Here is a 21,923-nt window from a genome sequence, read left to right as displayed (position 1 = left end):
TTAAAAAAGCCAGTGTGCAGTGCAATGAATCTGTCAGGCACCGGTTTTAGAGCGAATTCCGCAAAGAGGAAATCCGCAATCGGACTAAAACTTGTCGCGAAGAGCAAACCACGACAAGGCAAGAAAAAGCAGCGGAGCCCGCATGCGCGCACCGCCGGGAAAGGCCGGAATATCGAGCGATTCGAACAGGTCGAGATCGCGGGATTTTCCCAGCACCGTTTCCGCGTAAAGCTTGCCACAGTAGTTTGACAGCATGACGCCATGGCCGGAATAACCGCCGATCGAGATGACGCCGGGCATGACCTCGCGCACGAAAGGCTGGCGCGGCATGGTGATACCGACGTTGCCGCCCCAGGCATGGGTGATCTCGATATCTTTCAGCGCGGGATAGATCTCGGCGATCTGCCGGCGGATATGCTGCGAAATGTCCTTCGGATTGTCCGATGTATAGGCCTCGCGTCCGCCAAATAGCAGGCGGCCGTCGCCGAATTTGCGGAAATAGCGCACGACGAAGCGCGAATCGGCGACGGCTTCGCCGCCGGGCAGCACATCGGGATGCCCGTCGAGCGGAACGGTGGCGCCGATGAAGGACCGGATCGGCATGACATGGCTTGCCGTCACCGGTTCGAGTCCGTCGATATGGCCGTCGCAGGCGATCAGCGCGCGGTCGGCGGTGATCGTTCCCTTTTCGGTTTCGACCGTCACCTTGCCGCCGCCTTGGCGGATCGCCGTAGCCTTGGTCATCTCGAAGAGATCGGCGCCGGCATTGGCGGCGACCCGTGCCAGCCCGATCAGCAGTTTCAGCGGGTGGATATGGCCCGTGCCGACATCGCGCACGCCGCAATAAAAACGCTTCGAGCCCAGCCGCTCCTGCGTTTCCCTCTCGTCCATGAAGCTCAAATGCGGATAGCCGTAGCGCTCTGCGGCGATCTCGGCATTTTCCTGATAGTCACGTCGGTAGCTTGCCTTGTGCGCGACATTGAGCTGGCCGGGCGCATAATCCATCTCGATCTGGTGCTCGCGGGAAAAATCGAGGAGATGGCGCTTGGCCGCCTCGGCAAGATCGAACAGCGCCTTCGAGCGTTCGTAGCCGATCTTCTCCTCGAGTTCTTCCGGCCACCACCGCTGGCCGGTGCCGAGCTGGCCGCCATTGCGCCCGGACGCCCCGTCACCGAAGCGGCAGGCCTCGATGAGCACCACCGAAACGCCCGCTTTGGCCAGATGATAGGCGGCCTGCAGGCCGGTATAGCCGCCGCCGATAATGGCGACGTCTGCGGTTCTCGACCCGTCGAGGGCGGCATAGGTCGGCCGCTCCCCCGCGGTTGCCTGATACCAGGATAGCCCGGGCGCGATCGGGCTCTGCCACGTCTCCTGCAATGCCATGACGGTCCCTTACACGTTGAGCAGAAGGAATTCCCGCTCCCAAGGGCTGATCACCTGCATGAAAGTCTCGAACTCGCCGCGCTTGACGCCGGCATAAAGGCCAATGAACTGAGAGCCGAACATTTCCTCGAAGGCCGGCTCGTCCTCGAGCAGCGCCACGGCTTCCAGCAGGCCGCGCGGCAGGTCGATCGAGCCTTCATTGGCCGAATCCTCCGTCGGCGCCGTCGGCTCGATCTCTTTCATGATGCCGAGCAGGCCGGCGGCGAGCGAGGCGGCGAGCGCCAGATAGGGATTGGCATCCGAGCTCGGCAGCCGGTTTTCGACGCGCCGGGCCTGCGGATCGGAAACCGGAACGCGAAAGGCCGTCGTGCGGTTGTCGTAGCCCCAGGCATTGTTGACGGGGCAGGACATGTCGGGCTGCAGGCGCCGGTAGGAGTTCACATAGGGCGCCAGCATCGCCATCGCGCTCGGCACGAATTTCTGCATGCCGCCGATGAAATGGAAGAATTCCTTCGATGCCGATCCGTCCGGATTGGAGAAGACGTTCCTGCCGGTCTCGATATTGACCACCGACTGATGGATATGCATCGCCGAACCCGGCTGGCCCTGCATCGGCTTGGCCATGAAGGTCGCATAGATGTCGTGTTTCAGCGCCGCCTCGCGGATCGTGCGCTTGAACAGGAACACCTGGTCGGCAAGCTCGATCGGGTTGCCGTGGCGCAGGTTGATCTCGAGTTGCGCCGGTCCTTCCTCGTGGATCAGCGTGTCGATCTCCAGGCCCTGCTTCTCCGAGAAATGGTAGATGTCGTCGATCAACTCATCGAACTCGTTGATGCCGGCGATCGAATAGCCCTGGCCGCCGAGGATCGAGCGGCCGGACCGCCCCTTGGGCGGGTGCAGCGGATAGTCGGGATCGTCATTCTTGGCGACCAGATAGAATTCGATCTCCGGTGCCACGATCGGCTTCCAGCCGCGCTCGTGATAGAGGCTCAGGATGCGTTTCAAGACGTTGCGCGGCGTATAAGATACTTCGCCACCGTCCGAATCGACGATGTCGCAGATCACTTGCGCCGTCGGGTCGGTCTCCCAGGGCACGACGGACAGCGTCGAAAGATCGGGCATCAGCTTCAGGTCGCTGTCGCGCGGCTCGTAGCGGAAGCTCTCGGTCTCATCCGGATATTCGCCCGAAATCGTGTGCCTGTAGATCGCCGACGGCAGCGCCAAGGACGTGTTCGAGGTGAATTTCGAGCTCGGCATCATCTTGCCGCGCGGCACGCCGGCAAGGTCCGGCGTGATGCATTCGATATCTTCGATGCCCCTGTCCCTCAGCCACCGCGCTGCTTCCTTCCAGTTCGCAACGCCGCGCAGGGATCCGGGGTCCGGGGGTGTCTGCTTCGAGGCGGGTACGTTTCTGGCAGGCTTCAGCGTCGTCTTTTTTGGGGACATGACACACCGGTTTGGTTGATCGTGGCGCCATCATAACCGGACTTTGCCAATTGGCGAGAGGTTGAGAACGTTGACTTTCGCCCTTCGATGGAAAAAGAAGACGCTGTCTTGATCGGGGAAACGGGTTTGCAGCGCAAAAGCGACGTCATCGTCATCGGCGCCGGGGCGGCGGGCATGATGGCGGCTATCCGGGCCGGAAAACGCGGCCGCTCGGTCGTGGTCCTCGACCATGCAAGGGCGCCCGGCGAGAAGATCCGCATCTCCGGCGGCGGCCGCTGCAATTTCACCAATATCCATGCCGGGCCGAAGAACTTCCTCTCCGCCAATCCGCATTTCTGCAAGTCCGCGCTCGCCCGTTTCACGCCCGCCGATTTCATCGCCATGGTCGACCGCCACGGCATTGCCTGGCACGAGAAGACGCTCGGCCAGCTTTTCTGCGACGACAGCGCCAAGGACATCATCCGCATGCTGCTGGAGGAGATGCGCGCAGCTGGTGCTATGCTGCATCTCGGCGCCGAAATCTCAAGCGTCGAAAGGACGGAGGCGGGCTTCCGCGTCTCCACAGGTGAGGGCGTCTATGAAGCATCGTCGCTGATCATCGCCACCGGCGGCAAGTCGATCCCGAAGATGGGCGCCACCGGCTTTGCCTATCGCCTCGCCGAGCAGTTCGGTCTTCCCGTGCTCGAAACCCGCCCCGGCCTCGTGCCGCTGACGCTGGATCCCGGCCTGCTCGAGGCCGTCGCCCCGCTTGCCGGCATCGCCGCGCCGGCCGAAATCCGCCATGGCAAGACGGCTTTCCGCGAAGCGCTGCTCTTTACCCATCGGGGCTTGAGCGGCCCCGCCATCCTGCAGATCTCCTCTTTCTGGCGCGAGGGAGACGAGATCGTTGTGGCGATCGAACCGGATATCGACATCGCGGCGCATCTGAAGACGGCAAAACAGCGCAATGGCCGCCAGTCGCCGCAGACCGCTCTTGGCGACATCCTGCCGAAGCGCCTGGCGCAGTTTCTCGCGGAACGCGAAAAAATCTCCGGCAACATGGCCGATCTGCCCGACAAAGCGTTGCTGCGCCTTGCCGCCAGCGCCCAGAATTTTGCGCTCAAGCCATCCGGCTCGGAAGGCTACCGCACCGCCGAAGTGACGCTCGGCGGTATCGATACGGCAGCGCTCGATTCCCGCAGCATGGAGGCAAAGGCCGTGCCCGGGCTTTATTTCATCGGCGAATGCGTCGACGTCACCGGCTGGCTCGGCGGCTATAATTTCCAGTGGGCCTGGGCCTCCGGATTTGCTGCGGGCGAATGCGTCTGAGGCGGTGTTGTCAGCCGGTCTCCGAAACCGCTGCGCCATATATTAGTAATAGTGATTCAAGACTTCTTAAGAGAGGTGCGCCATCCTGTCTCAATTGGCGGTTTGCAAGATCGTTCCTAGATAATGCTTTACCGGCAAGCTGTTTTGTTGGATTGTTGTGTCAGACAGAAGTGAGGTTTCGAGCATGACCGGAAACACACGACGCGCCCGCGCCATCGCAATTGCCGAGGCAAAGCCGAACGCCCGGATGGTGGCCCTGCGTTATCTGATGCTTGCCGCCGGCGCCACCGCCGCCAGCCTCGCGCTGCTGCTGTCGCACCTCATCTGATCCCGTCTGCCGGCCTTGAAAGAACATTGCGGCATGTCGATTGCCGCGCTGCGGTGTTGCGGCCGGCAATTTGCAACTATTTCACTGCCTTGGCTTAACCTGCCGTCACCGCTTATCCGAAAATTAATACCTAATCTGACACAATTGCTCGCGATTATTTGGGCATCTCCAAGTTGTTTGGACATGAACTGGCAATGACTGCCGCCTGGCTTCCGGGTTCCCCAATGTAAATTTAAAAAACAGCTCGATGTGCACCCGGCTGGCGCCCTATGGCCGCCTGCGGGAGGAGTGGTGTATGAAAGGCCCGGAACGCCATGTTGATTGACAAGATTCTTTCCCGCTTCAGGATCAAGACCAAGGTTCTGATCTTCGTTCTGCCTTTCGTCGTCACCATTTCGGCGGTCGGCCTGACGGGCCTTTACGCCTCGGGACTTCTACAGGGCCGCATGGAAATATCCAACAGCGTGCTGCAGTCGCTGAGCGGCTTCAAGGATCTTTACGGTTCGATGGACGATTTTCTGCGCGTCACCAGCCCGGAGGCGCGCGACAAGCTGACCGCGGAACTGAAGACCCAGCAGGGCGTGCTCGACCAGACGCTGAACCAGGTGGGCGACGAGGCCGCCGGCCGCGACAGCCTTGCCGAGGCATCGCGCCGCACCAAGGACATTTCAGGCGTCGTCGACAAGCTCTGGTCGCTGCATGAGCAGGAACAGGCGTTGCATGAGCAGATCGACGCCGCGCAGAAGAGCCTGATCAGCACCCGCTTTACGGTCTCCTACCAGGCCGAGGAATTGCAGACGGCGCTGCAGAACGACGAGGGTGCCGCCACCATCACGCTGCGCACCGCCGACCGCCTGCTGAAGGGCGGCGACTTCCTCGGCACCGTCGCCAGCGGCTACAGCAAGCCGCAGACGCCGCAGGACAAGATCGCCTACATCAACGAACAGATGCCTGCGATCATCAAAGCCCAGCGGCAGATCGCCATTTCGGTTCCGACCAATCAGAAGAACGTCATCGACGCGCTGACCGCAACGATCGACAGCATCAAGGCGATCGCCCAGATGCCTACGCCGACCGACGAGGACATCGCCGAACTCGGCCGTCTGGTCTCGCGTTTCCGCCAGACCTCGACCTATACGCAGCTGACGGCAACGCAGAAGATGCGCGAGGCGACACAGCGTTTCGCCGAGCTCGAAGGCCGCATCGCCCAGACCAATTCCGTGCTTCAGGATACGCGCCGCCTCGAAAATTCCGTCTATGCGCTGCAGATCGTCCTTTCCGATTTCCTCGCCAATTCAAGCAAGGATAATCTCGTGCGCCTGCAGCAGCAGGCCGGCACGCTCGGCAAGGACATGCAGGTGCTGATCACCAGCGCCAAGGGCATGGGCTTTGCCGAAGGCATCTCCGGCGCGATCCAGCCGGCGCTCGACGCCATCTCCGGCGGCGGCTCGAAGATTGTCGACACGATCGGCGAGCGCGTCACGGCCTATGCTGCGGCCCGCCAGGAACTCGACGGCATCTGGAAGAAGCTGACCGATTTCGCCGAGCTGCAGAAGCAGACGGCCGGCACCGAGCGCACCCAGGCAAACAGCATCTCGGTCATGACCACCGGTCTCGGCATCCTCCTGTCGATCCTCGGCGGCATCGCCCTGGTGCTGACGCTGCAGCGCCCGATCAGCCAGATCACCGGCGCCATGCGCCGCATCGCCGAAGGGGCGCTCGACACCAGCATCTCCGGTGAGCAGCGCTACGACGAAATCGGCGACATGGCCCGCGCGCTCGGCATCTTCAAGGAAAACGCCATCTCGAAGATCCGCATCGAGGAGCAGAGCGACGAGGAACGCGCCGCCGCCGAACACGAGCGCCAGCGCAACGACGCCGAAAAGCGCGAAATGGATCGCCAGATCGAATTCGCCGTCAACCAACTCGCCGCCGGCCTCGAACGCATGTCGCAGGGCGATATCTCGACGACGATCGAAACGCCCTTCATCGGCCGCCTCGAACAGCTGCGCCAGGATTTCAACGGTTCGATGATGCGCCTGCAGGCGACGATGAGCCAGATCCGCGACAATGTCGAACTGATCCAGGGCAACGGCAATCAGATGGCCCAGTCGGCCGAGGATCTGTCGAAGCGCACCGAACAGCAGGCCGCTTCGCTCGAAGAGACCGCGGCCGCCGTCGACGAGATCACCGTCACCGTCCGCTCGTCGGCCGAACGCGCCAAGGATGCCGACCAGATCGTCCGCCAGGCCAAGCGCAGCGCCGACGATTCCGCCGTCGTCGTCAGCAATGCGATCGACGCGATGGGCCGCATCGAGGATGCCGCGCGCCAGATCGAGCAGATCATCGGCGTCATCGACGAGATCGCCTTCCAGACCAACTTGCTGGCCCTCAACGCCGGCATCGAGGCGGCCCGTGCCGGTGAAGCCGGCAAGGGCTTCGCGGTGGTGGCGATGGAAGTCCGGGAACTCGCCCAGCGTTCCGCAGCCGCCGCACAGGAGATCAAGGGCCTGATCAACAAGTCGACCAACGAGGTCAGCTCCGGCTCGCAATTCGTCCAGGAGACCGGCACGGTGCTCGCCAAGATCAGTGCCCAGATCGTCACGATCAGCCAGCATGTCGAGATGATCGCCCGCGCCAGCCACGACCAGTCCAACGCGCTGCAGAGCGTCAACGCCACCGTCAACCAGATGGACCAGATGACGCAGCAGAACGCCGCCATGGTGGAGGAGACGACCGCCGCCAGCCGCGAACTGGCCGACGAGGCCGACTCTCTGCGCAGGCTTATCCAGCAGTTCAAGATCGACGGCGAGACGGCGGTGGCGCCGGTCTATCGCGCGGCCTGACCGCCGCCTGATGTGTCTTCATTCGAACGGCCCCGGCTTTTCCCGGGGCCGTTTCTGTGTTTCACAATCGCGCGGCCGGCGGCCCTGATTTACGGAAAATTTTCCTTAACGCTTTTCGCTTAATTTAGCCTTGGTTTCTCCCGGGGGTCCTGATGCTGCGCCTTTTCTCCACCTCGATCGTTCGCCAGATCGTTGCGATCACATTGTTTCTGCTGGCGATCAGCACGGCCGCCATCGTCGGCGCGACCTACTACAATCTGAGCCGCTATGTCATGGACGGTGCGGTTGCCGATGCCAGGGAAGCCACCCGCGCCATGGCCGTCCTCTATGGGGCGGCCGATCAGGCGGCCAAGATCGAGCTGAAGGACAACCAGATCTCCGCCGTGACCGAAGACGCCGTTCCCACGCTTGCCGATCATTCGCTGGTCGACCGCACGGCACAGTCGATCGCCGGCGTCGCCACCATCTTCCAGAAGCAGGGCAGCGACTACGTTCGCATTTCCACGAACGTCAAGAAGGAAAACGGCGACCGCGCCGTCGGCACCAAGCTCGTCGCCGAGCACCCCGCCCAGCCGGTTCTCGCCAGGGGCGAAGCCTATTATGGCCCGGCGGATCTCTTCGGCCGCAAATTCATGACCGGCTATTTTCCGATCAAGAATGCATCGAATGCCAATGTCGGCATTCTCTTCATCGGCATTCCGATGGAACTCTATTACCAAAGGCTGAATGAGCTGCAGATGCTGGTTCTCGGCGTCGGCCTCGTCGTCATGCTCATCGTCGGCGTCCTCGCCTTCTATGCGATCCGCCTGTCGGTGAAGCCGTTGCAGGCGCTGACCGCGAGCGTTCGCTCGATTTCATCAGGCGATCTCGATGGCGCAATCCCTTGCGTCGACAAGAACAACGAGTTCGGCGATATCGGCCGGGCTTTGGCATTGTTTCGCGACAGCGCCCGCGCCAGGCGCGACCTGGAAACGCAGGCGGCCGAACAGCGTGCCTTGAGCGATGCAGAACGCGCCAGGAACGATGCCGACAAGCGCTCGCTCGACAGCCAGATCGACTTTGCCGTCAACCAGCTTGCCGCCGGCCTCGGACGCCTGTCGCAGGGTGATGTCTCGGAAACGATCGGCACGCCCTTCGTCGGCCGGCTGGAGCAACTACGCGTCGATTTCAACGCTTCCCTGCTGCGGCTCCAGGATACGCTCTCCGGCATCCGCGACAGCGCCTCGACCATCCAGCGCAACAGCGGCGCCGTCTCGGTTTCGACAGGCGAGCTTTCCAAGCGCACCGAGGCGCAGGCGGCAAGTCTCGAAGAGACCGCCGCGGCGGTGGAGGAGATCACCGTCACGGTTCGCTCGTCGGCCGAGCGCGCCCGCGAAGCCAACAATGTCGTCGCCGCCACCAAGAAGACCGCCGACAATTCCGGCGCCGTCGTCGGCGATGCCGTCGCCGCCATGGAGCGCATCGAGCAGGCCTCGCAGCAGATCGAGCAGATCATCGAGGTGATCGACGATATCGCCTTCCAGACCAACCTTCTGGCGCTGAACGCTGGCATCGAGGCGGCGCGCGCCGGCGAGGCAGGCAAGGGTTTTGCCGTCGTCGCCCAGGAGGTCCGCGAACTCGCCCAGCGTTCGGCCGATGCGGCGCGCCAGATCAAGTCGCTGATCGAGACCTCGAGCCGGGAAGTGACGGTGGGCTCCGAGCTGGTTCAGAAGACCGGCAGCGTCCTGGCCTCGATCAGCCAGGAGATCATCGCGATCAGCGGTCATGTCGAGACCATCGCCACCGCCAGCCGCGACCAGTCGGCAGCACTTCAGGAGGTCAACGGTTCGGTCAACGCCATGGACCAGATGACCGAGAAGAACGCTTCGATGGTGGCCGAGACGACGCAGGCAAGCCGCCTGCTTGCCGGCGAAGCCGATACGTTGATGGCGCTGATCGAGCGGTTCCGCATCATCGCAGAGCCCGCCACGGCTCACCGCGGCGCAAGGAAAGTCGCCTGAGGCACGCGGCCAGAGCCGCCGCAGGATCGCGCCGCCGCTTTGCGGCGTAGTCCCTTCGACGCAACGTGCTTCAAAATGAGTTCGATCGAGGCCAGCCAGGTGGCGAAGCGGATGACGCTATCGTCTCCGAATTCGGCATAGAACCGATCCTCCTCCGCCTTGCCGCCGCCCGGCCTGCGATCGTGCCGAAATCCCTGGATGCCTCCGATGATGATCATGTCGATCATGGCGATGTCCTTTCCTGTAGAAGACATCCCATGATTTAGGCTTCGAATTTCTCTTCATAAACAGAGAAAATCCCGCTATGTTTTTCATTAATGAAAAATGCGAATTGGGATTCCTATCAGCTTTTCCTGCAGGTCGCCCGCCTCGGCGGCCTGACGGGGGCAAGCACGGCAAGCGGGCTCAGCCCCGCAACCGTCGGCCGGCGCATGCTTGATCTCGAACAGGAGATCGGCCGCGCCTTGTTTTCGCGCAGCCAGACCGGCTACCGCCTGACCCGGGATGGCCAGGCGCTGCTCGACCACCTTCAGGAGATGGAGGCAGCCGCCCGCAAGGTCGACGCCTGGCGCCAATCGGGCGAGGGCGGCACGACGGTCCGGATCGCCGCCGGCACCTGGGTCGCCTGGCTGCTGACGGAGAATTTCACGGCAATCCGCATGCCGGGCGATGCCTTCGCCATTTCGCTCACCATTGGCGAGGCGCGGGCGAGCCTTGCCTATCGCGAGAGCGATATCGGCATTCGCGCCTTCGAGCCGGAGGAGGCCAATCTGGCCGCACGCCGGCTCGGCGAGGTGGCCTATGCCTGTTATATCAGGCGCAACGCCGCCGAGACCGACGAACGCTGGATCGCGGTCGCCGAGGAGGAGGCGATCTCGGCCTATCTGCGCTGGCCGCACGCCCATGCCGCAACGGATATCGTCGCCACCGTCAACCGGCCGCGGTCGCTGCCGGATCTGGTGCGCGCCGGCGCCGGCAAGACCGTGCTTCCCTGTTTCGTCGGCGATCTCGATCCGCAATTGCAGCGGCTTGGCGGCGAGTTGCCGGAATTGCGCCACGCGCAATGGATCGTCATGAATGCCGAGGACCGCCATCGCCCGGAGATCCGTACGGTCGCCGACCGCATGACCAAGCTGATCAGAAGTTATTCCGATCTCTTCGCCGGAAAACGGCCGAGCCGCGGCTGAAATTTACGATGAACCGCCCGCGCATCTCTTCGGATGCGCGGGCGGTTCTCCTCAGTGCCGGTTGGTGACGACGACGGGGATCAGCAGGTCGCCCCAGTTGCCGTCGCCGCCGTGATGGCGGGCCGAGCGCACCAGCTCGACCGAGACGCCGGCCTCGACGGCCTTCATGACCGATTGGTTCAGCCGATGCAGGTCGTTGGCGAGCATGCGGATCGTCGTCTGCTGATCCTCGCTCATGCTGGTTGCCTGCTCCTCGGCCCGTTCCCTGACGCGTGAAATGGATGCCATGATCGTCTCCTCTTCTTCGGGTTATTCCGCAGCCGGTTTGAACTGCGCATGTTCGGTCGAGCCGTGCATTGCCGTGGTCGAAGACCGGCCGCCGGTGATGGCGAGCGACACGGCATCGAAATAGCCGGTGCCGACTTCGCGCTGATGTTTGGTGGCGGTATAGCCGTTGACCTCGGCGGCGAACTCGGCCTGCTGCAGCTCGGAATAGGCCGACATCTGCCGCTGCTGGTAGCCGCGCGCCAGTTCGTACATGCCGTAATTCAGCTGGTGGAAGCCGGCGAGCGTGATGAACTGGAACTTGTAGCCCATCGCACCGAGTTCGCGCTGGAACTTTGCGATCGTCGCCTCGTCGAGGTTTTTCCTCCAGTTGAAGGACGGCGAGCAATTATAGGCAAGCAGCTTGCCGGGGTGGACCTTGTGCACGCCTTCGGCAAAACGCCGCGCCTGCTCGAGGTCGGGCTTCGAGGTTTCGCACCAGATGAGATCGCAATGCGGCGCATAGGCGACGGCCCGGGCGATGCAGGGCTCGATGCCGTTCCTGACCTGATAGAAGCCCTCGACCGTGCGCCCGGCATCGTAATCGACGAAGGGCTGATCGCGCTCGTCGATATCGGACGTCAGCAGCTTTGCCGCTTCCGCATCGGTGCGGGCGATGACCAGTGTCGCCACCCCCATGACGTCGGCGGCAAGCCGCGCGGCGTTGAGATTGCGGATATGGGCGGCCGTCGGGATCAGCACCTTGCCGCCGAGATGGCCGCATTTCTTCTCCGAGGCCAGTTGGTCCTCGAAGTGGACGCCGGCCGCACCCGCCTCGATATAGGCCTTCATGATCTCGAAGGCATTGAGCGGTCCGCCGAAACCGGCCTCCGCATCGGCGACGATCGGCGCGAACCAGGTGTCGACCGAAAGTCCCTGGCCCTCCGAAGTCTCGATCTGATCGGCGCGCTGCAGGGTGCGGTTGATGCGTTTGGCAAGTTCCGGCCCGGCATTGGCCGGGTAGAGCGACTGATCGGGATACATGGCCGATGCCGTATTGGCGTCGGCCGCCACCTGCCAGCCGGAGAGATAGATCGCCTTCAGCCCGGCGCGGACCATCTGCATGGCCTGGTTGCCGGAAAGCGCGCCGAGCGCATTGACGAAATCCTCCTGGCGCAGCAGCCGCCACAACCGGTCCGCCCCCATTTCGGCGAGCGTGTGGGTGAGCGCCACCGAGCCCCTGAGCCGCTGCACATCATCGGCCGAATAAGGCCTGTCGATGCCGTCGAAGCGGCCCGCCGGTGCATTTGGAACGAGCTTGTAAAAATCGGTCATGCTGATCTCCTCACGAAAAACCGATGTCAGGGGTGTTGATGACAAGATTGACAATTTCGCGCGGCATAGCCAGAAAAACCTTTGATTTCCTGGCTGGAAAGAGGTTAAGATGACGAGGATTGACAGGGCGGCGCTGTGAAATTGTAAAATTTTGTAAAAGCTGGCGCCGCTTTCTTGTCAAAGGGTGTGACAATGGCGGAACGAAAGATATTCGCAGGCCCGAAATTGCGGCGCATCCGCAATGCGCTGGCGCTGACGCAGACCGCCATGGCCGAGGCGCTGGAAATATCGCCTTCCTACCTGAACCTGATCGAGCGCAACCAGCGGCCGCTGACGGTGCAGCTGCTTTTGAAGCTTGCGGCCGTCTACAGGGTGGATCTGGAGGAGTTGCGCGGACAGACCGGCGGCAGTCTCGGCCAGCTCAAGGAAGTCTTTGCCGATCCGCTGCTGGCGGGCGAATTGCCCGGCGACCAGGAACTGGTCGAGGTGGCGGAAGCCGCGCCCAACGCCGCAAGCGGCATGATCAAGCTCTATCGCGCTTATCGTGAGCAGGCCGCACGGCTGTCCGATCTGACGGCGCTGATGGCCGCCGAGGGCCATGCGCCCGTTGCCGCCGGCCGGTTGCCGCTCGACGAGGTACGCGAGACGCTGGAGCGCCGGTCCGGCTATTTCGGGCGGATCGAGACGGCGGCGGAAGCCTTTGCCGCGACGCTACCCGGCGGTGTCGATCTTGCCGCCGGCCTGAAGGATTGGCTGCGTGCCGAGCGCGGCATCGCGGTGCGGATCCTGCCGGTCCACGTCATGCCGGATCTGCGCCGCCGTTTCGACCGGCATTCGATGCGGCTTTTCATCTCCGAGCGCCTGTCGCCGGCCGACCGTGCGCACGAGATGGCCGTCGAGGCGGCGACCCTTGCCTTGGCGCCGGCCATCGATGCCGAACTCGACGATCTGCAGCTCTCCTCCGCCGAGGCCCGCCGCATCGCCCGCTTCGAGCTTGCCCGCATCGCCGCCCTAGCGCTCGCCATGCCCTACGAAGCCTTTCTGTCCGCGGCCAAGGCGACGCGTTACGATATCGATATTCTCAGGGCGCGTTTCGGCGTCTCCTTCGGCCATGCCGCCGCGCGCCTTGCCATGCTGCAGCGGCCGGGGGCAGCCGCAATCTCCTTCTTCCTGATCGAGATCGATGCCGCCGGCCACCGGCTGCGCCGGGCGGGCGCCCAGGGCTTTCCGCAGGCCCGTTTCGGCGGCGGCTGTCCGAAGCTCAATATCCACGCCGCCTTCCTGCAGCCGGGCCAGATTCTGGCCGAAACGGTCGTCATGCCGGACGGCGCATCCTTCCTGACGGTCGCCCGCACCCTGGAGGGGCCAAGCGTCGAATTCGGCGAAAGGCTGCGGCGCACCGCAATCCTGATCGGCTGCGACGCTGCCCTCGGCGAGGCCCTGGTCTACGGCCAGGCGACGGCGCTCGATCCGGTTGAAATCGGTCCGGCCTGCCGGCTCTGCGAGCGGCGTGGCTGCCTTTCCCGGGCCGAGCCGCCGGTGACACGGCCGCTCGGTCTCGACGAGATGGTGGCCGGGCTCAGCGCCTTCGATTTCCAGTGATTGTGAAATCGTTGAAGCGGCAGGATTTTGCGCTTGTGGGCTGCGAAATTCCTTCTTAGTCTGCGAGCAAAACCAGAGGGAAAAGATCTCCGGGGGTGCGGAATCTTTGAACAAACAGGAGAAGTCATGAGGTCAATCATCCCAAGCGTGACGGCCGCCGCCGTTGCCGCACTCCTTGCCGCCGCTCCGGCCTTTGCGCAGGAGCGCGTGGTCAACGTCTACAACTGGTCGGATTATATCGACGACTCCATCCTGACCGACTTCACCAAGGAAACCGGCATCAAGGTCGTCTACGACACCTTCGATTCCAACGAGACGGTGGAAACCAAGCTGCTTGCCGGCGGCACGGGTTATGATGTCGTCGTTCCCACGGCCGACTTCCTGCAGCGCCAGATTCAGGCCGGAGTCTTCCAGAAGCTCGACAAGTCGAAACTGCCGAACCTTTCCAACATGTGGGATGTGATCCAGCAGCGCACCGCCGAATACGACCCGGGCAACGAACACGCTGTCGATTACATGTGGGGCACGGACGGCATCGGTTACAACGTCAAGAAGGTCGCCGAAATCCTCGGCCCAGATGCCAAGCCGGGCCTCGAAGTGATCTTCGATCCGAAGGTCGCTGCAAAGTTCAAGGATTGCGGCATTTACGTTCTCGACACGCCGAAGGACGTCATCACCACCGCGTTTCGTTATCTCGGCCTCGACCCGAACTCCACCAAGGCCGAGGATTTCAAGAAGGCCGAAGAACTGCTGACGGCCGTCCGCCCCAATATCCGCAAGTTCCACTCGTCCGAATATATCAATGCGCTTGCCAATGGCGACATCTGCATCGCCTTCGGTTATTCCGGCGACATGCTGCAGGCGCGCGACCGTGCCGCCGAAGCCAAGAACGGCGTCGAGGTCAATTATTCGGTGCCCCCGCAAGGCGCCCAGATGTGGTTCGACATGATGGCGATCCCCGCCGATGCGCCCCATGTCGCCGAAGCCCACGAATTCCTGAACTACATGATGCGGCCCGAGGTCATCGCCAAGGCGAGCGACCACACCTTCTATGCCAACGGTAACAAGGCTTCGCAGCAACTCGTCAGCAAGGACATTCTGGAAGACCCGGCCGTCTATCCCACAGAAGCGGTGATGAAGAACCTCTTCACGGTCAAGCCGTGGGATCCGAAAACGCAGCGCCTGGGGACGCGCCTCTGGACGAAGATCGTCACCGGCCAGTAATTATTTCAGTCTTAGGCCCGGACGGAAACGTCCGGGCCTTTCGATTACCGGCCTGGGGTGGAGGCCGGAAAAACCTTTATTCGGGGAATAATATGAAGTCTCTCGGCAATATCCGCCGCGCTTTTGCGCCTTGGACCGATCCGTCTGCAAAACCCTTCATTGCTTTCAAGAATGTCACCAAGCGCTTCGGCGATTTTACTGCCGTCGACGATCTGTCGCTGAATATTTATCACCGCGAGTTCTTCGCGCTGCTCGGCGCTTCGGGTTGCGGCAAGTCGACGCTGCTGCGCATGCTAGCCGGCTTCGAGCAGCCGACTTCGGGCGAGATCGTTCTCGATGGCACCGACATGGCCGGCACGCCGCCCTACAAGCGGCCGGTCAATATGATGTTCCAGTCCTATGCGCTTTTCCCGCACATGACGGTGGAGAAGAATATCGCCTTCGGCCTGAAACAGGACGGCATGGCCAAGGATGAGATGACCGACCGCGTCTCGCAGATGCTGAAGCTCGTCAAGCTCGAGCAGTTCGCCTCCCGCAAGCCGAACCAGCTTTCCGGCGGCCAGCGCCAGCGGGTGGCGCTCGCCCGCTCGCTCGCCAAACGCCCGAAGGTGCTGCTGCTCGACGAACCGCTCGGCGCGCTCGACAAGAAGCTGCGCGAGGAAACCCAGTTCGAGCTGATGGACCTGCAGCAGAGCCTCGGTCTCACCTTCGTCGTCGTCACCCACGATCAGGAAGAGGCGATGACCATGGCCGACCGCATCGCCGTCATGAGCCAAGGCAAGGTCGTGCAGGTGGCCACACCGGCGGAGATCTACGAGGCGCCGAATTCCCGCTTCGTTGCGGATTTCATCGGCGACGTCAACATCTTCGACGGCAAGGTCGCCGCATCGGGCAATGGTGCCGTCGAGATATCCGTCGACAGCGGCTTCAGCGTGCGCGTCGCCGCGTCCGAGACGCCGCCGGCCGGCAGCGCCGTCGGCTTCGCCATCCGGCCGGAGAAGATGCGGGTCGGGCGTGCAGCACCCGCCAATGCTTCGGTCAACGCCGCCAGGGGCGAACTCTGGGACATCGCCTATCTCGGCGACATGACCGTCTTTCATGTGAAATTGCAGAGCGGCAAGATCGTCAAGGCCTCGTCCCTCAATGCCCAGCGGGCGGTCGACGACCCCTTCACCTACGACCAGGAAGTCTGGATCTCGTTCGACGAGAACGCCGGCGTGCTGCTGAAGGATTGACCTCATGGGCAAGCTCGCCTCCGGCCTCTACAATCGTCTCGTCATCACCATCCCTTATGCTTGGCTGCTGCTCTTCTTCCTGGCGCCGTTCTTCATCGTCTTCCGCATCTCGCTGTCGACGACGGCGATCGCCATGCCGCCCTACGAGCCGGTCTTCTCGCTGGCCGACGGCTGGGCCGGGCTGTGGAGCAAGATCGGCGAGCTTTCCCTGGACAACTACACCTACCTCACCGAGGATTCGCTTTACATCAATGCCTATATCTCGAGCGTGGTGATTGCCGGCATCTCCACCTTCCTCACCCTGCTGATCGCCTATCCGATTGCCTACGGCATGGCGCAGGCGCCGCGCACCATCCGCCCGACGCTGGTCATGCTGGTCATCCTGCCGTTCTGGACGAGCTTCTTGATCCGCGTTTATTCCTGGATTGCCATCCTGAAGCCGGAAGGGCTTCTCAACCAGCTTCTCCAATCGCTGCACATTATCGACAGCCCGCTGATCATCCTCAACACCAATACCGCCGTCTATATCGGCATCGTCTATTCCTATCTGCCCTTCATGGTGCTGCCGCTCTATTCGGCGCTGGAAAAGATGGACGGGACGCTGATCGAGGCGGCGCAGGATCTTGGCTGCACGCCGATCCGGGCCTTCTGGCGCGTCACCTTTCCGCTGTCGATCCCCGGCGTGGTGGCCGGCTGCATGCTGGTCTTCATCCCCGCCGTCGGTGAATTCGTCATTCCCGACCTGCTCGGCGGCTCGCAGACGCTGATGATCGGCAAGACGCTCTGGAACGAATTCAACGCCAACCGTGACTGGCCGGTCTCCTCGGCGGTCGCCACGATCCTGCTGATGATCCTGGTGATCCCGATCGTCTTCTTCCAGAATGCGCAGGCCAAGGCCGAAGAGCGGGGGAAATAAGTCATGCTGAAATGGACCCGTTTCAACATCGTCTCCGTCACGCTCGGCTTTGCCTTCCTCTACCTGCCGATCGTGCTGCTGGTGATCTTCTCCTTCAACGAATCGAAGCTCGTCACCGTCTGGGGCGGTTTCTCCACCAAGTGGTATGTCTCGCTGCTTTCGAACCAGGGCCTGCTCGACGCCGCCTGGGTGACGCTCCGCGTCGGCCTGCTCTCGGCGACGCTCGCAACCGTCCTCGGCACGATGGCCGCGCTGACGCTGGTGCGCTACACCCGCTTTCGCGGCCGCATGCTGTTTTCGGGCATGATCTACGCGCCGCTCGTCATGCCCGACGTCATCACCGGCCTGTCGCTGCTGCTGCTCTTCGTCGCGATCGGCTTCGACCGCGGGTTCTGGACGATCACGCTGGCGCATACGACGCTCACCATGTGCTTCGTCGCCGTCGTCGTGCAATCGCGCCTGCTGAGCTTCGATCGGTCGATCGAGGAAGCGGCCCAGGATCTCGGCGCGCCGCCGTTGCGCACCTTTTTCGAGATCACCCTGCCGATCATCGCGCCCGCAGTGATTTCAGGCTGGATCCTTGCCTTCACCCTGTCGCTCGACGATCTCGTGATCGCCAGTTTCACCTCGGGGCCCGGCGCCACCACGCTGCCGATGCGGATCTACAGCCAGGTCCGGCTCGGCGTGACGCCCGAGATCAACGCGGTCTGCACGATCCTGATCGGCATCGTCACGATCGGCGTCATCTGCGCCTCGATCGTCACCAAGCGCCGCGAAATCCAGCGCCAGCGGGACGAGCGTGCGGCCGCCGCCGTCGCTTAAACTAATTCTATTGCGCGTGGGGCGTATTGCCGAACAGCGGAACCGGCGAGATCACCGGGTTCGGCCATGAGCCGCCGATGAAGAACGGCAGCAGCGGCAGCTCGGCCGCCCTGGCCGGATCGGTTGCCTCAAGCGATCCCGAAAGCGCCAGCCCGTTCGACTGATAGGTGATGACGCCGGAAAGCGTCAGCGTCTCCGAGGGGCCGGCGATACGGACATCGTGCATCTCGGCGGAGCCGTTGGCGAAATCGGCCTGAAGGTTGAGCTGGTTGAACGCTAAGGCGCCGGCGGCTGCAGCGCTCAGCGGAAAGAACGGCTTTCCGGCTGCCTGCGTCCTCAGGGCTGCTGTATCGATGCCGGGAATCGTGCCTTCCCTTGTCCAGAAGTGCAGCCGGCCGGTGACGTCGGCAAGGCCGGTCGTCCAGATCGCCTTCGGCGACTGCAGGTCGAGATCGAGCGATCCGGTTGCCAGCGGCAGCGGTCCCTTCAGCCGCAGGCGCTCGGCAAGGGCTGCGAAGTCGGCATCGCGGATCGACAGTTGCAGCTTGCCGCCGCCGTCGAAATCGCGCTGGGTCGCTTCCAGATGCGCGGTCATCTCGCCGCCCTCGAAGCGGCTGTCGCCAATGTCGAATTTCGCTTCGCCGCCTGAAACGATCACGCTGGCGCCGACGTCGGAAAGTTCGAAGAGACCCATCTGCGCGCGCCGCGCCGAAAGCCTGACATCGACATCGAGCAGCTGCAGCGGCCCGTTGATGCCGGCGGAGATTTCCTCTGCCTCGCCGGCGGCCAGCCTGAGCGCGAAGGCGTCGAGAAACGGCTTGAGGTTCATCTCGTCGAAGGCGAGCGTGCCGCCGATCTTCGGTCGTTTGCCGGGCTGGGTGAAAAGGTCCATCACCCCGGTGGCGCTCGCCTCGTTCAGCGACAGGCTGAGATTGTTGAAGCGCAGCCCGTTGCCCGACGACATGATGTCGGATTCCAGCGAGGCGCTCTTCAGCGTTCCGATGCCGGGGATCGATTTGCCCGACCATGTGAGAAGCGCCGGCATATCGGGAATGCTGGCACTGATATTGCCGGAAAGGGCCGAAAGGCTGGCAATGCTGGCAATCCCCTGGAAGCGCGCCGTCAAAAGGTTCGATGTCAGCGACGTCCGTGTTTCGGCATTCTTGCCGGCAAAGGCGAGCAGCGGCTGGCGCGAGGCGAAATCGACCTTCAGGTCCTCGCCGTTGATGCGGGCGATGACCACAGCCGAAATCGCGCCCGACAGTCGCGGCCAGGCGATATCGGCGGTGACGCTGTCGAAATGATAGGCCTTGGCGGTCTTGACGTCGGTCACCACAAGCGTGCCGTCTTCGACCGTCACCGCGCCGATCTCGGCATCGAGATCGGGATCGAGCACCTCGGCGCCGTTTTCGGTGCGTACGCCGCTGATCGCGCGCGCGAGCAGGCCGGCATAACTCCAGTCGATCAGCCCCTTCTCGTCGCGTGTCAGTGCCAGATTGGGGCGAACCAGATGGAATTCGTGGAAGCTGGTGCGGCCTCTCAGCGCATCGATGAGGCTGAAATCGGCCGACAGGCTTTCGATGCTGCCGAGCAGCTTGTCGCCGCTTTCGCGCGGCTGGCGGATGGTGACCTGGTTCAGCGTGATGCGCGGCGTCGGCCAGAATTCCAGAACCGGGCTGCCCTTGATCTCGGCATGATAGCCCGTCCATTTCGACAGTGCGTCCTCGATGCCCGAGCGCACGAAACCGGTCGAAATGAGATAGGGCGCGGCGACCCTCAGCGCCACGAAAAGCCCAAGCGCAATCAGCAGGAAGACAGTCGACAGACGGGCGAAGGCCGGAAGCCAGCGCGAAACGGGTCCGATCTTCCTGCGCCACCTGCGATGTCTTGACGTGCTCATGATCTCCGCCGGCAATTCAGCCGGTCATCCCTTTATGCGCTGGTTCGCGGATATAGGAAATATCTGGCATATGCAAATCCCCTGCGAGGCGCCGCGCGTCTTTTCAGATACGGGTTCCACACTTTATAATGCAATGCAGCATGATATAAGGACGGCATTGGGGAGGAGGATTGAATGCAGGATAACAGACCACTTTGGGTGCCCTCGGAAGATGCGGTCGCAACAAGCCCGATCCATGCCTTCATGGAGCGCTGCAATGCCGATTTCGGGCTTTCGCTTTCCGGCTTTGAGGATCTGCATGCCTGGTCGGTGGCCGAGCGGGAGAATTTCTGGTCGGCCGTCTGGGATTTCTGCGGCGTGAAGGGAGAGCGCGGCGCAGAGGTGCTGGTCGATGGCGAGCGCATGCTGGAGGCCCGCTTCTTTCCCGATGCGACGCTGAACTTTGCCGAGAACCTGCTGTCGCGCCGCGGCGAGGGTGACGCCATCATCTTCCGCGGCGAAGACAAGGCCGAAGACCGCTGGTCGTGGGACCGGCTGCGCGCGCTGGTCTCGAAGCTGCAACAGGCCTTCAAGGCGTGCGGCATCGGCGAAGGCGACCGCATTGCCGCCATGATGCCGAACATGCCGGAGACCGTCGCCGCCATGCTGGCGGCCGCCTCGATCGGCGCCATCTGGTCGTCCTGCTCTCCCGATTTCGGCGAGCAGGGCGTCCTCGACCGCTTCGGCCAGATCGGCCCCAAGCTGTTCATCGCCTGCGATGCCTATTGGTATTCCGGCAAACTGCAGGATGTCGGTCCCAAGGTCGCCGCCGTCGCCGAAAGCCTTGGCGTGCCTGTTGTCGTCGTCCACTATGCCGGCGATGCCGAAGCGGTGGCGGCCAAGACATCAGGTGCTTCGACGCTCGAGGCCTTTATCGCGCCCTATCAGGCAAAAGAAGTCGAGTTCACACGGCTTGCCTTTTCCCATCCGCTCTACATCCTCTTTTCCTCAGGCACGACGGGCGTGCCGAAATGCATCGTGCATTCGGCCGGCGGCACGCTGCTACAGCACCTCAAGGAGCAGCGGCTGCATTGCGGCCTCGAGGCCGGCGAGAAGCTGTTCTACTTCACCACCTGCGGCTGGATGATGTGGAACTGGCTGGTCAGCGGCCTTGCCAGCGGCGCCACCCTCTGCCTGTTCGACGGCTCGCCGTTTGCGCCCGACGGCAACGTGCTGTTCGATTATGCCGAGGCCGAAAGCTTCGCGATCTTCGGCACCTCGGCGAAATATATCGATGCGGTGCGCAAGGGGGGCCTGACGCCGCGCGCCAGCCACGATCTCTCCAGCCTGCGGCTGATGACCTCCACCGGTTCGCCGCTGTCGCCGGAAGGCTTCACCTTCGTCTACGAGGGCATCAAGGAGGATGTGCAACTCGCTTCGATATCCGGCGGCACCGATATCGTCTCCTGCTTCGTGCTCGGCAATCCGCTGCAGCCGGTCTGGCGCGGCGAGATCCAGGGGCCTGGCCTCGGCCTTGCCGTCGATGTCTGGAACGATGACGGCAAGCCGGTGCGCGGCGAGAAGGGGGAGCTCGTCTGCACCAAGGCTTTTCCCTCGATGCCCGTCATGTTCTGGAACGATCCCGGCGGCGCCAAATACCGCGCCGCCTATTTCGACCGGTTCGACAATGTCTGGTGCCACGGCGATTTCGCCGAATGGACGGAGCATGGCGGCCTTGTCATCCACGGCCGTTCGGATGCGACGCTCAATCCCGGCGGCGTGCGCATCGGCACGGCCGAGATCTACAATCAGGTGGAGCAGATGGAGGAGGTGGCCGAGGCGCTGTGCATCGGCCAGGAGTGGGACGACGATGTGCGCGTCATCCTCTTCGTCCGCCTTGCCGCCGGTGTGACGCTGAGCGAGGATCTCGTCAAGGCGATCAAGACACGCATTCGCACCGGCGCCTCGCCGCGGCATGTGCCGGCAAAGATCATCGCGGTCGCCGATATCCCCCGCACCAAATCCGGCAAGATCGTCGAGCTGGCGGTGCGCGAGGTCGTTCACAACAGGCCGGTGAAAAACCAGGAGGCGCTCGCCAATCCCGAGGCGCTGCGGCTCTTTGCTGACCTGAGCGAATTGAAGGATTGA

General features: G+C 62.9%; 17 protein-coding genes. 11 read left to right on the top strand and 6 right to left on the bottom strand.

The genetic code is table 11. The features are described from left to right. Positions 1-84 precede the first annotated feature (84 nt). Complete coding sequence (locus tag CO666_RS16290; protein ID WP_097613132.1) at positions 85-1,383, bottom strand: NAD(P)/FAD-dependent oxidoreductase; 1,299 nt, start codon at positions 1,381-1,383, stop codon at positions 85-87. A 9-nt stretch (positions 1,384-1,392) separates the two neighbouring features. Beyond that, positions 1,393-2,829: a glutamine synthetase family protein gene (locus CO666_RS16285; protein ID WP_097613131.1), complete on the bottom strand. Its 1,437-nt coding sequence runs from the start codon at positions 2,827-2,829 to the stop codon at positions 1,393-1,395. Positions 2,830-2,916: 87 nt separating this feature from the next. On the opposite strand from CO666_RS16285, the gene CO666_RS16280 reads away from it, so the two are divergent. The 4 genes from CO666_RS16280 to CO666_RS16270 all read left to right on the top strand — a co-directional run bounded on the left by CO666_RS16280 (position 2,917) and on the right by CO666_RS16270 (position 9,311). Beyond that, a complete protein-coding gene (locus tag CO666_RS16280; RefSeq protein ID WP_097613130.1) occupies positions 2,917-4,137 on the top strand; it encodes a BaiN/RdsA family NAD(P)/FAD-dependent oxidoreductase in 1,221 nt (406 codons plus the stop codon). A gap of 184 nt (positions 4,138-4,321) precedes the next feature. After that, positions 4,322-4,465, top strand: coding sequence for a hypothetical protein (locus CO666_RS34180; protein WP_010067509.1), 144 nt, complete (start codon positions 4,322-4,324; stop codon positions 4,463-4,465). A 314-nt stretch (positions 4,466-4,779) separates the two neighbouring features. Then, a complete protein-coding gene (locus CO666_RS16275; RefSeq protein ID WP_097613129.1) occupies positions 4,780-7,311 on the top strand; it encodes a methyl-accepting chemotaxis protein in 2,532 nt (843 codons plus the stop codon). A 152-nt stretch (positions 7,312-7,463) separates the two neighbouring features. Beyond that, positions 7,464-9,311, top strand: coding sequence for a methyl-accepting chemotaxis protein (locus CO666_RS16270; RefSeq protein WP_097613128.1), 1,848 nt, complete (start codon positions 7,464-7,466; stop codon positions 9,309-9,311). Here CO666_RS16270 and CO666_RS16265 read toward each other — a convergent pair. Beyond that, positions 9,284-9,538 carry a hypothetical protein gene (locus tag CO666_RS16265; RefSeq protein ID WP_179869700.1) on the bottom strand — a complete coding sequence of 85 codons (255 nt, stop codon included), beginning with the start codon at positions 9,536-9,538 and terminating at the stop codon, positions 9,284-9,286. The genes CO666_RS16270 and CO666_RS16265 overlap by 28 nt on opposite strands. A gap of 90 nt (positions 9,539-9,628) precedes the next feature. Here CO666_RS16265 and CO666_RS16260 point away from each other — a divergent pair, with 90 nt between their 5' ends. Further along, positions 9,629-10,498 carry a LysR family transcriptional regulator gene (locus CO666_RS16260; RefSeq protein WP_097613126.1) on the top strand — a complete coding sequence of 290 codons (870 nt, stop codon included), beginning with the start codon at positions 9,629-9,631 and terminating at the stop codon, positions 10,496-10,498. 51 nt (positions 10,499-10,549) lie between these two features. Here the strand turns inward: CO666_RS16260 and CO666_RS16255 are convergent, their stop codons facing one another. Together CO666_RS16255 and aceA are read right to left on the bottom strand one after the other, a co-directional pair. Continuing rightward, on the bottom strand, positions 10,550-10,786 hold the full coding sequence (locus CO666_RS16255; RefSeq protein ID WP_003570242.1) for an SMc00767 family acetate metabolism repressor: 237 nt from the start codon (positions 10,784-10,786) through the stop codon (positions 10,550-10,552). Positions 10,787-10,807: 21 nt separating this feature from the next. Beyond that, entirely contained in the window at positions 10,808-12,097 is a 1,290-nt protein-coding gene (aceA, locus tag CO666_RS16250) for an isocitrate lyase (RefSeq protein WP_097613125.1), read from the bottom strand. A gap of 192 nt (positions 12,098-12,289) precedes the next feature. Between aceA and CO666_RS16245 the strand changes: the two genes are divergently transcribed. The 5 genes from CO666_RS16245 (at position 12,290) to CO666_RS16225 (ending at position 17,896) form a co-directional block, all read left to right on the top strand. Continuing rightward, positions 12,290-13,699 (top strand): helix-turn-helix domain-containing protein, encoded by a 1,410-nt coding sequence (locus CO666_RS16245; RefSeq protein WP_097613124.1) that lies wholly within the window; start codon positions 12,290-12,292, stop codon positions 13,697-13,699. Between the two features lie 126 nt (positions 13,700-13,825). Beyond that, positions 13,826-14,923 (top strand): polyamine ABC transporter substrate-binding protein, encoded by a 1,098-nt coding sequence (locus CO666_RS16240; protein WP_097613123.1) that lies wholly within the window; start codon positions 13,826-13,828, stop codon positions 14,921-14,923. 92 nt (positions 14,924-15,015) lie between these two features. Further along, positions 15,016-16,158, top strand: a complete 1,143-nt coding sequence (locus CO666_RS16235; protein WP_097613122.1) for an ABC transporter ATP-binding protein — start codon at positions 15,016-15,018, stop codon at positions 16,156-16,158. Between the two features lie 4 nt (positions 16,159-16,162). Further along, the gene (locus CO666_RS16230) at positions 16,163-17,074 is read left to right on the top strand and encodes an ABC transporter permease subunit (RefSeq protein WP_097613121.1); all 912 of its coding nucleotides are present in this window, start codon (positions 16,163-16,165) and stop codon (positions 17,072-17,074) included. A gap of 3 nt (positions 17,075-17,077) precedes the next feature. Then, on the top strand, positions 17,078-17,896 hold the full coding sequence (locus CO666_RS16225) for an ABC transporter permease (protein ID WP_097613120.1): 819 nt from the start codon (positions 17,078-17,080) through the stop codon (positions 17,894-17,896). 7 nt (positions 17,897-17,903) lie between these two features. On the opposite strand, the gene CO666_RS16220 is transcribed toward CO666_RS16225, so the two are convergent. Next, positions 17,904-19,796 carry an AsmA family protein gene (locus tag CO666_RS16220; protein ID WP_097613119.1) on the bottom strand — a complete coding sequence of 631 codons (1,893 nt, stop codon included), beginning with the start codon at positions 19,794-19,796 and terminating at the stop codon, positions 17,904-17,906. A 174-nt stretch (positions 19,797-19,970) separates the two neighbouring features. On the opposite strand from CO666_RS16220, the gene CO666_RS16215 reads away from it, so the two are divergent. Continuing rightward, positions 19,971-21,923, top strand: coding sequence for an acetoacetate--CoA ligase (locus CO666_RS16215; RefSeq protein WP_097613118.1), 1,953 nt, complete (start codon positions 19,971-19,973; stop codon positions 21,921-21,923).

The sequence above is a fragment of the Rhizobium chutanense genome, assembly GCF_002531935.1.
In the GTDB taxonomy this organism is placed as follows: Bacteria; Pseudomonadota; Alphaproteobacteria; order Rhizobiales; family Rhizobiaceae; genus Rhizobium; species Rhizobium chutanense.
The sequence above is the reverse complement of the archived record's forward strand: the minus strand, read 5'-3'. Positions and strand labels throughout refer to the sequence as shown.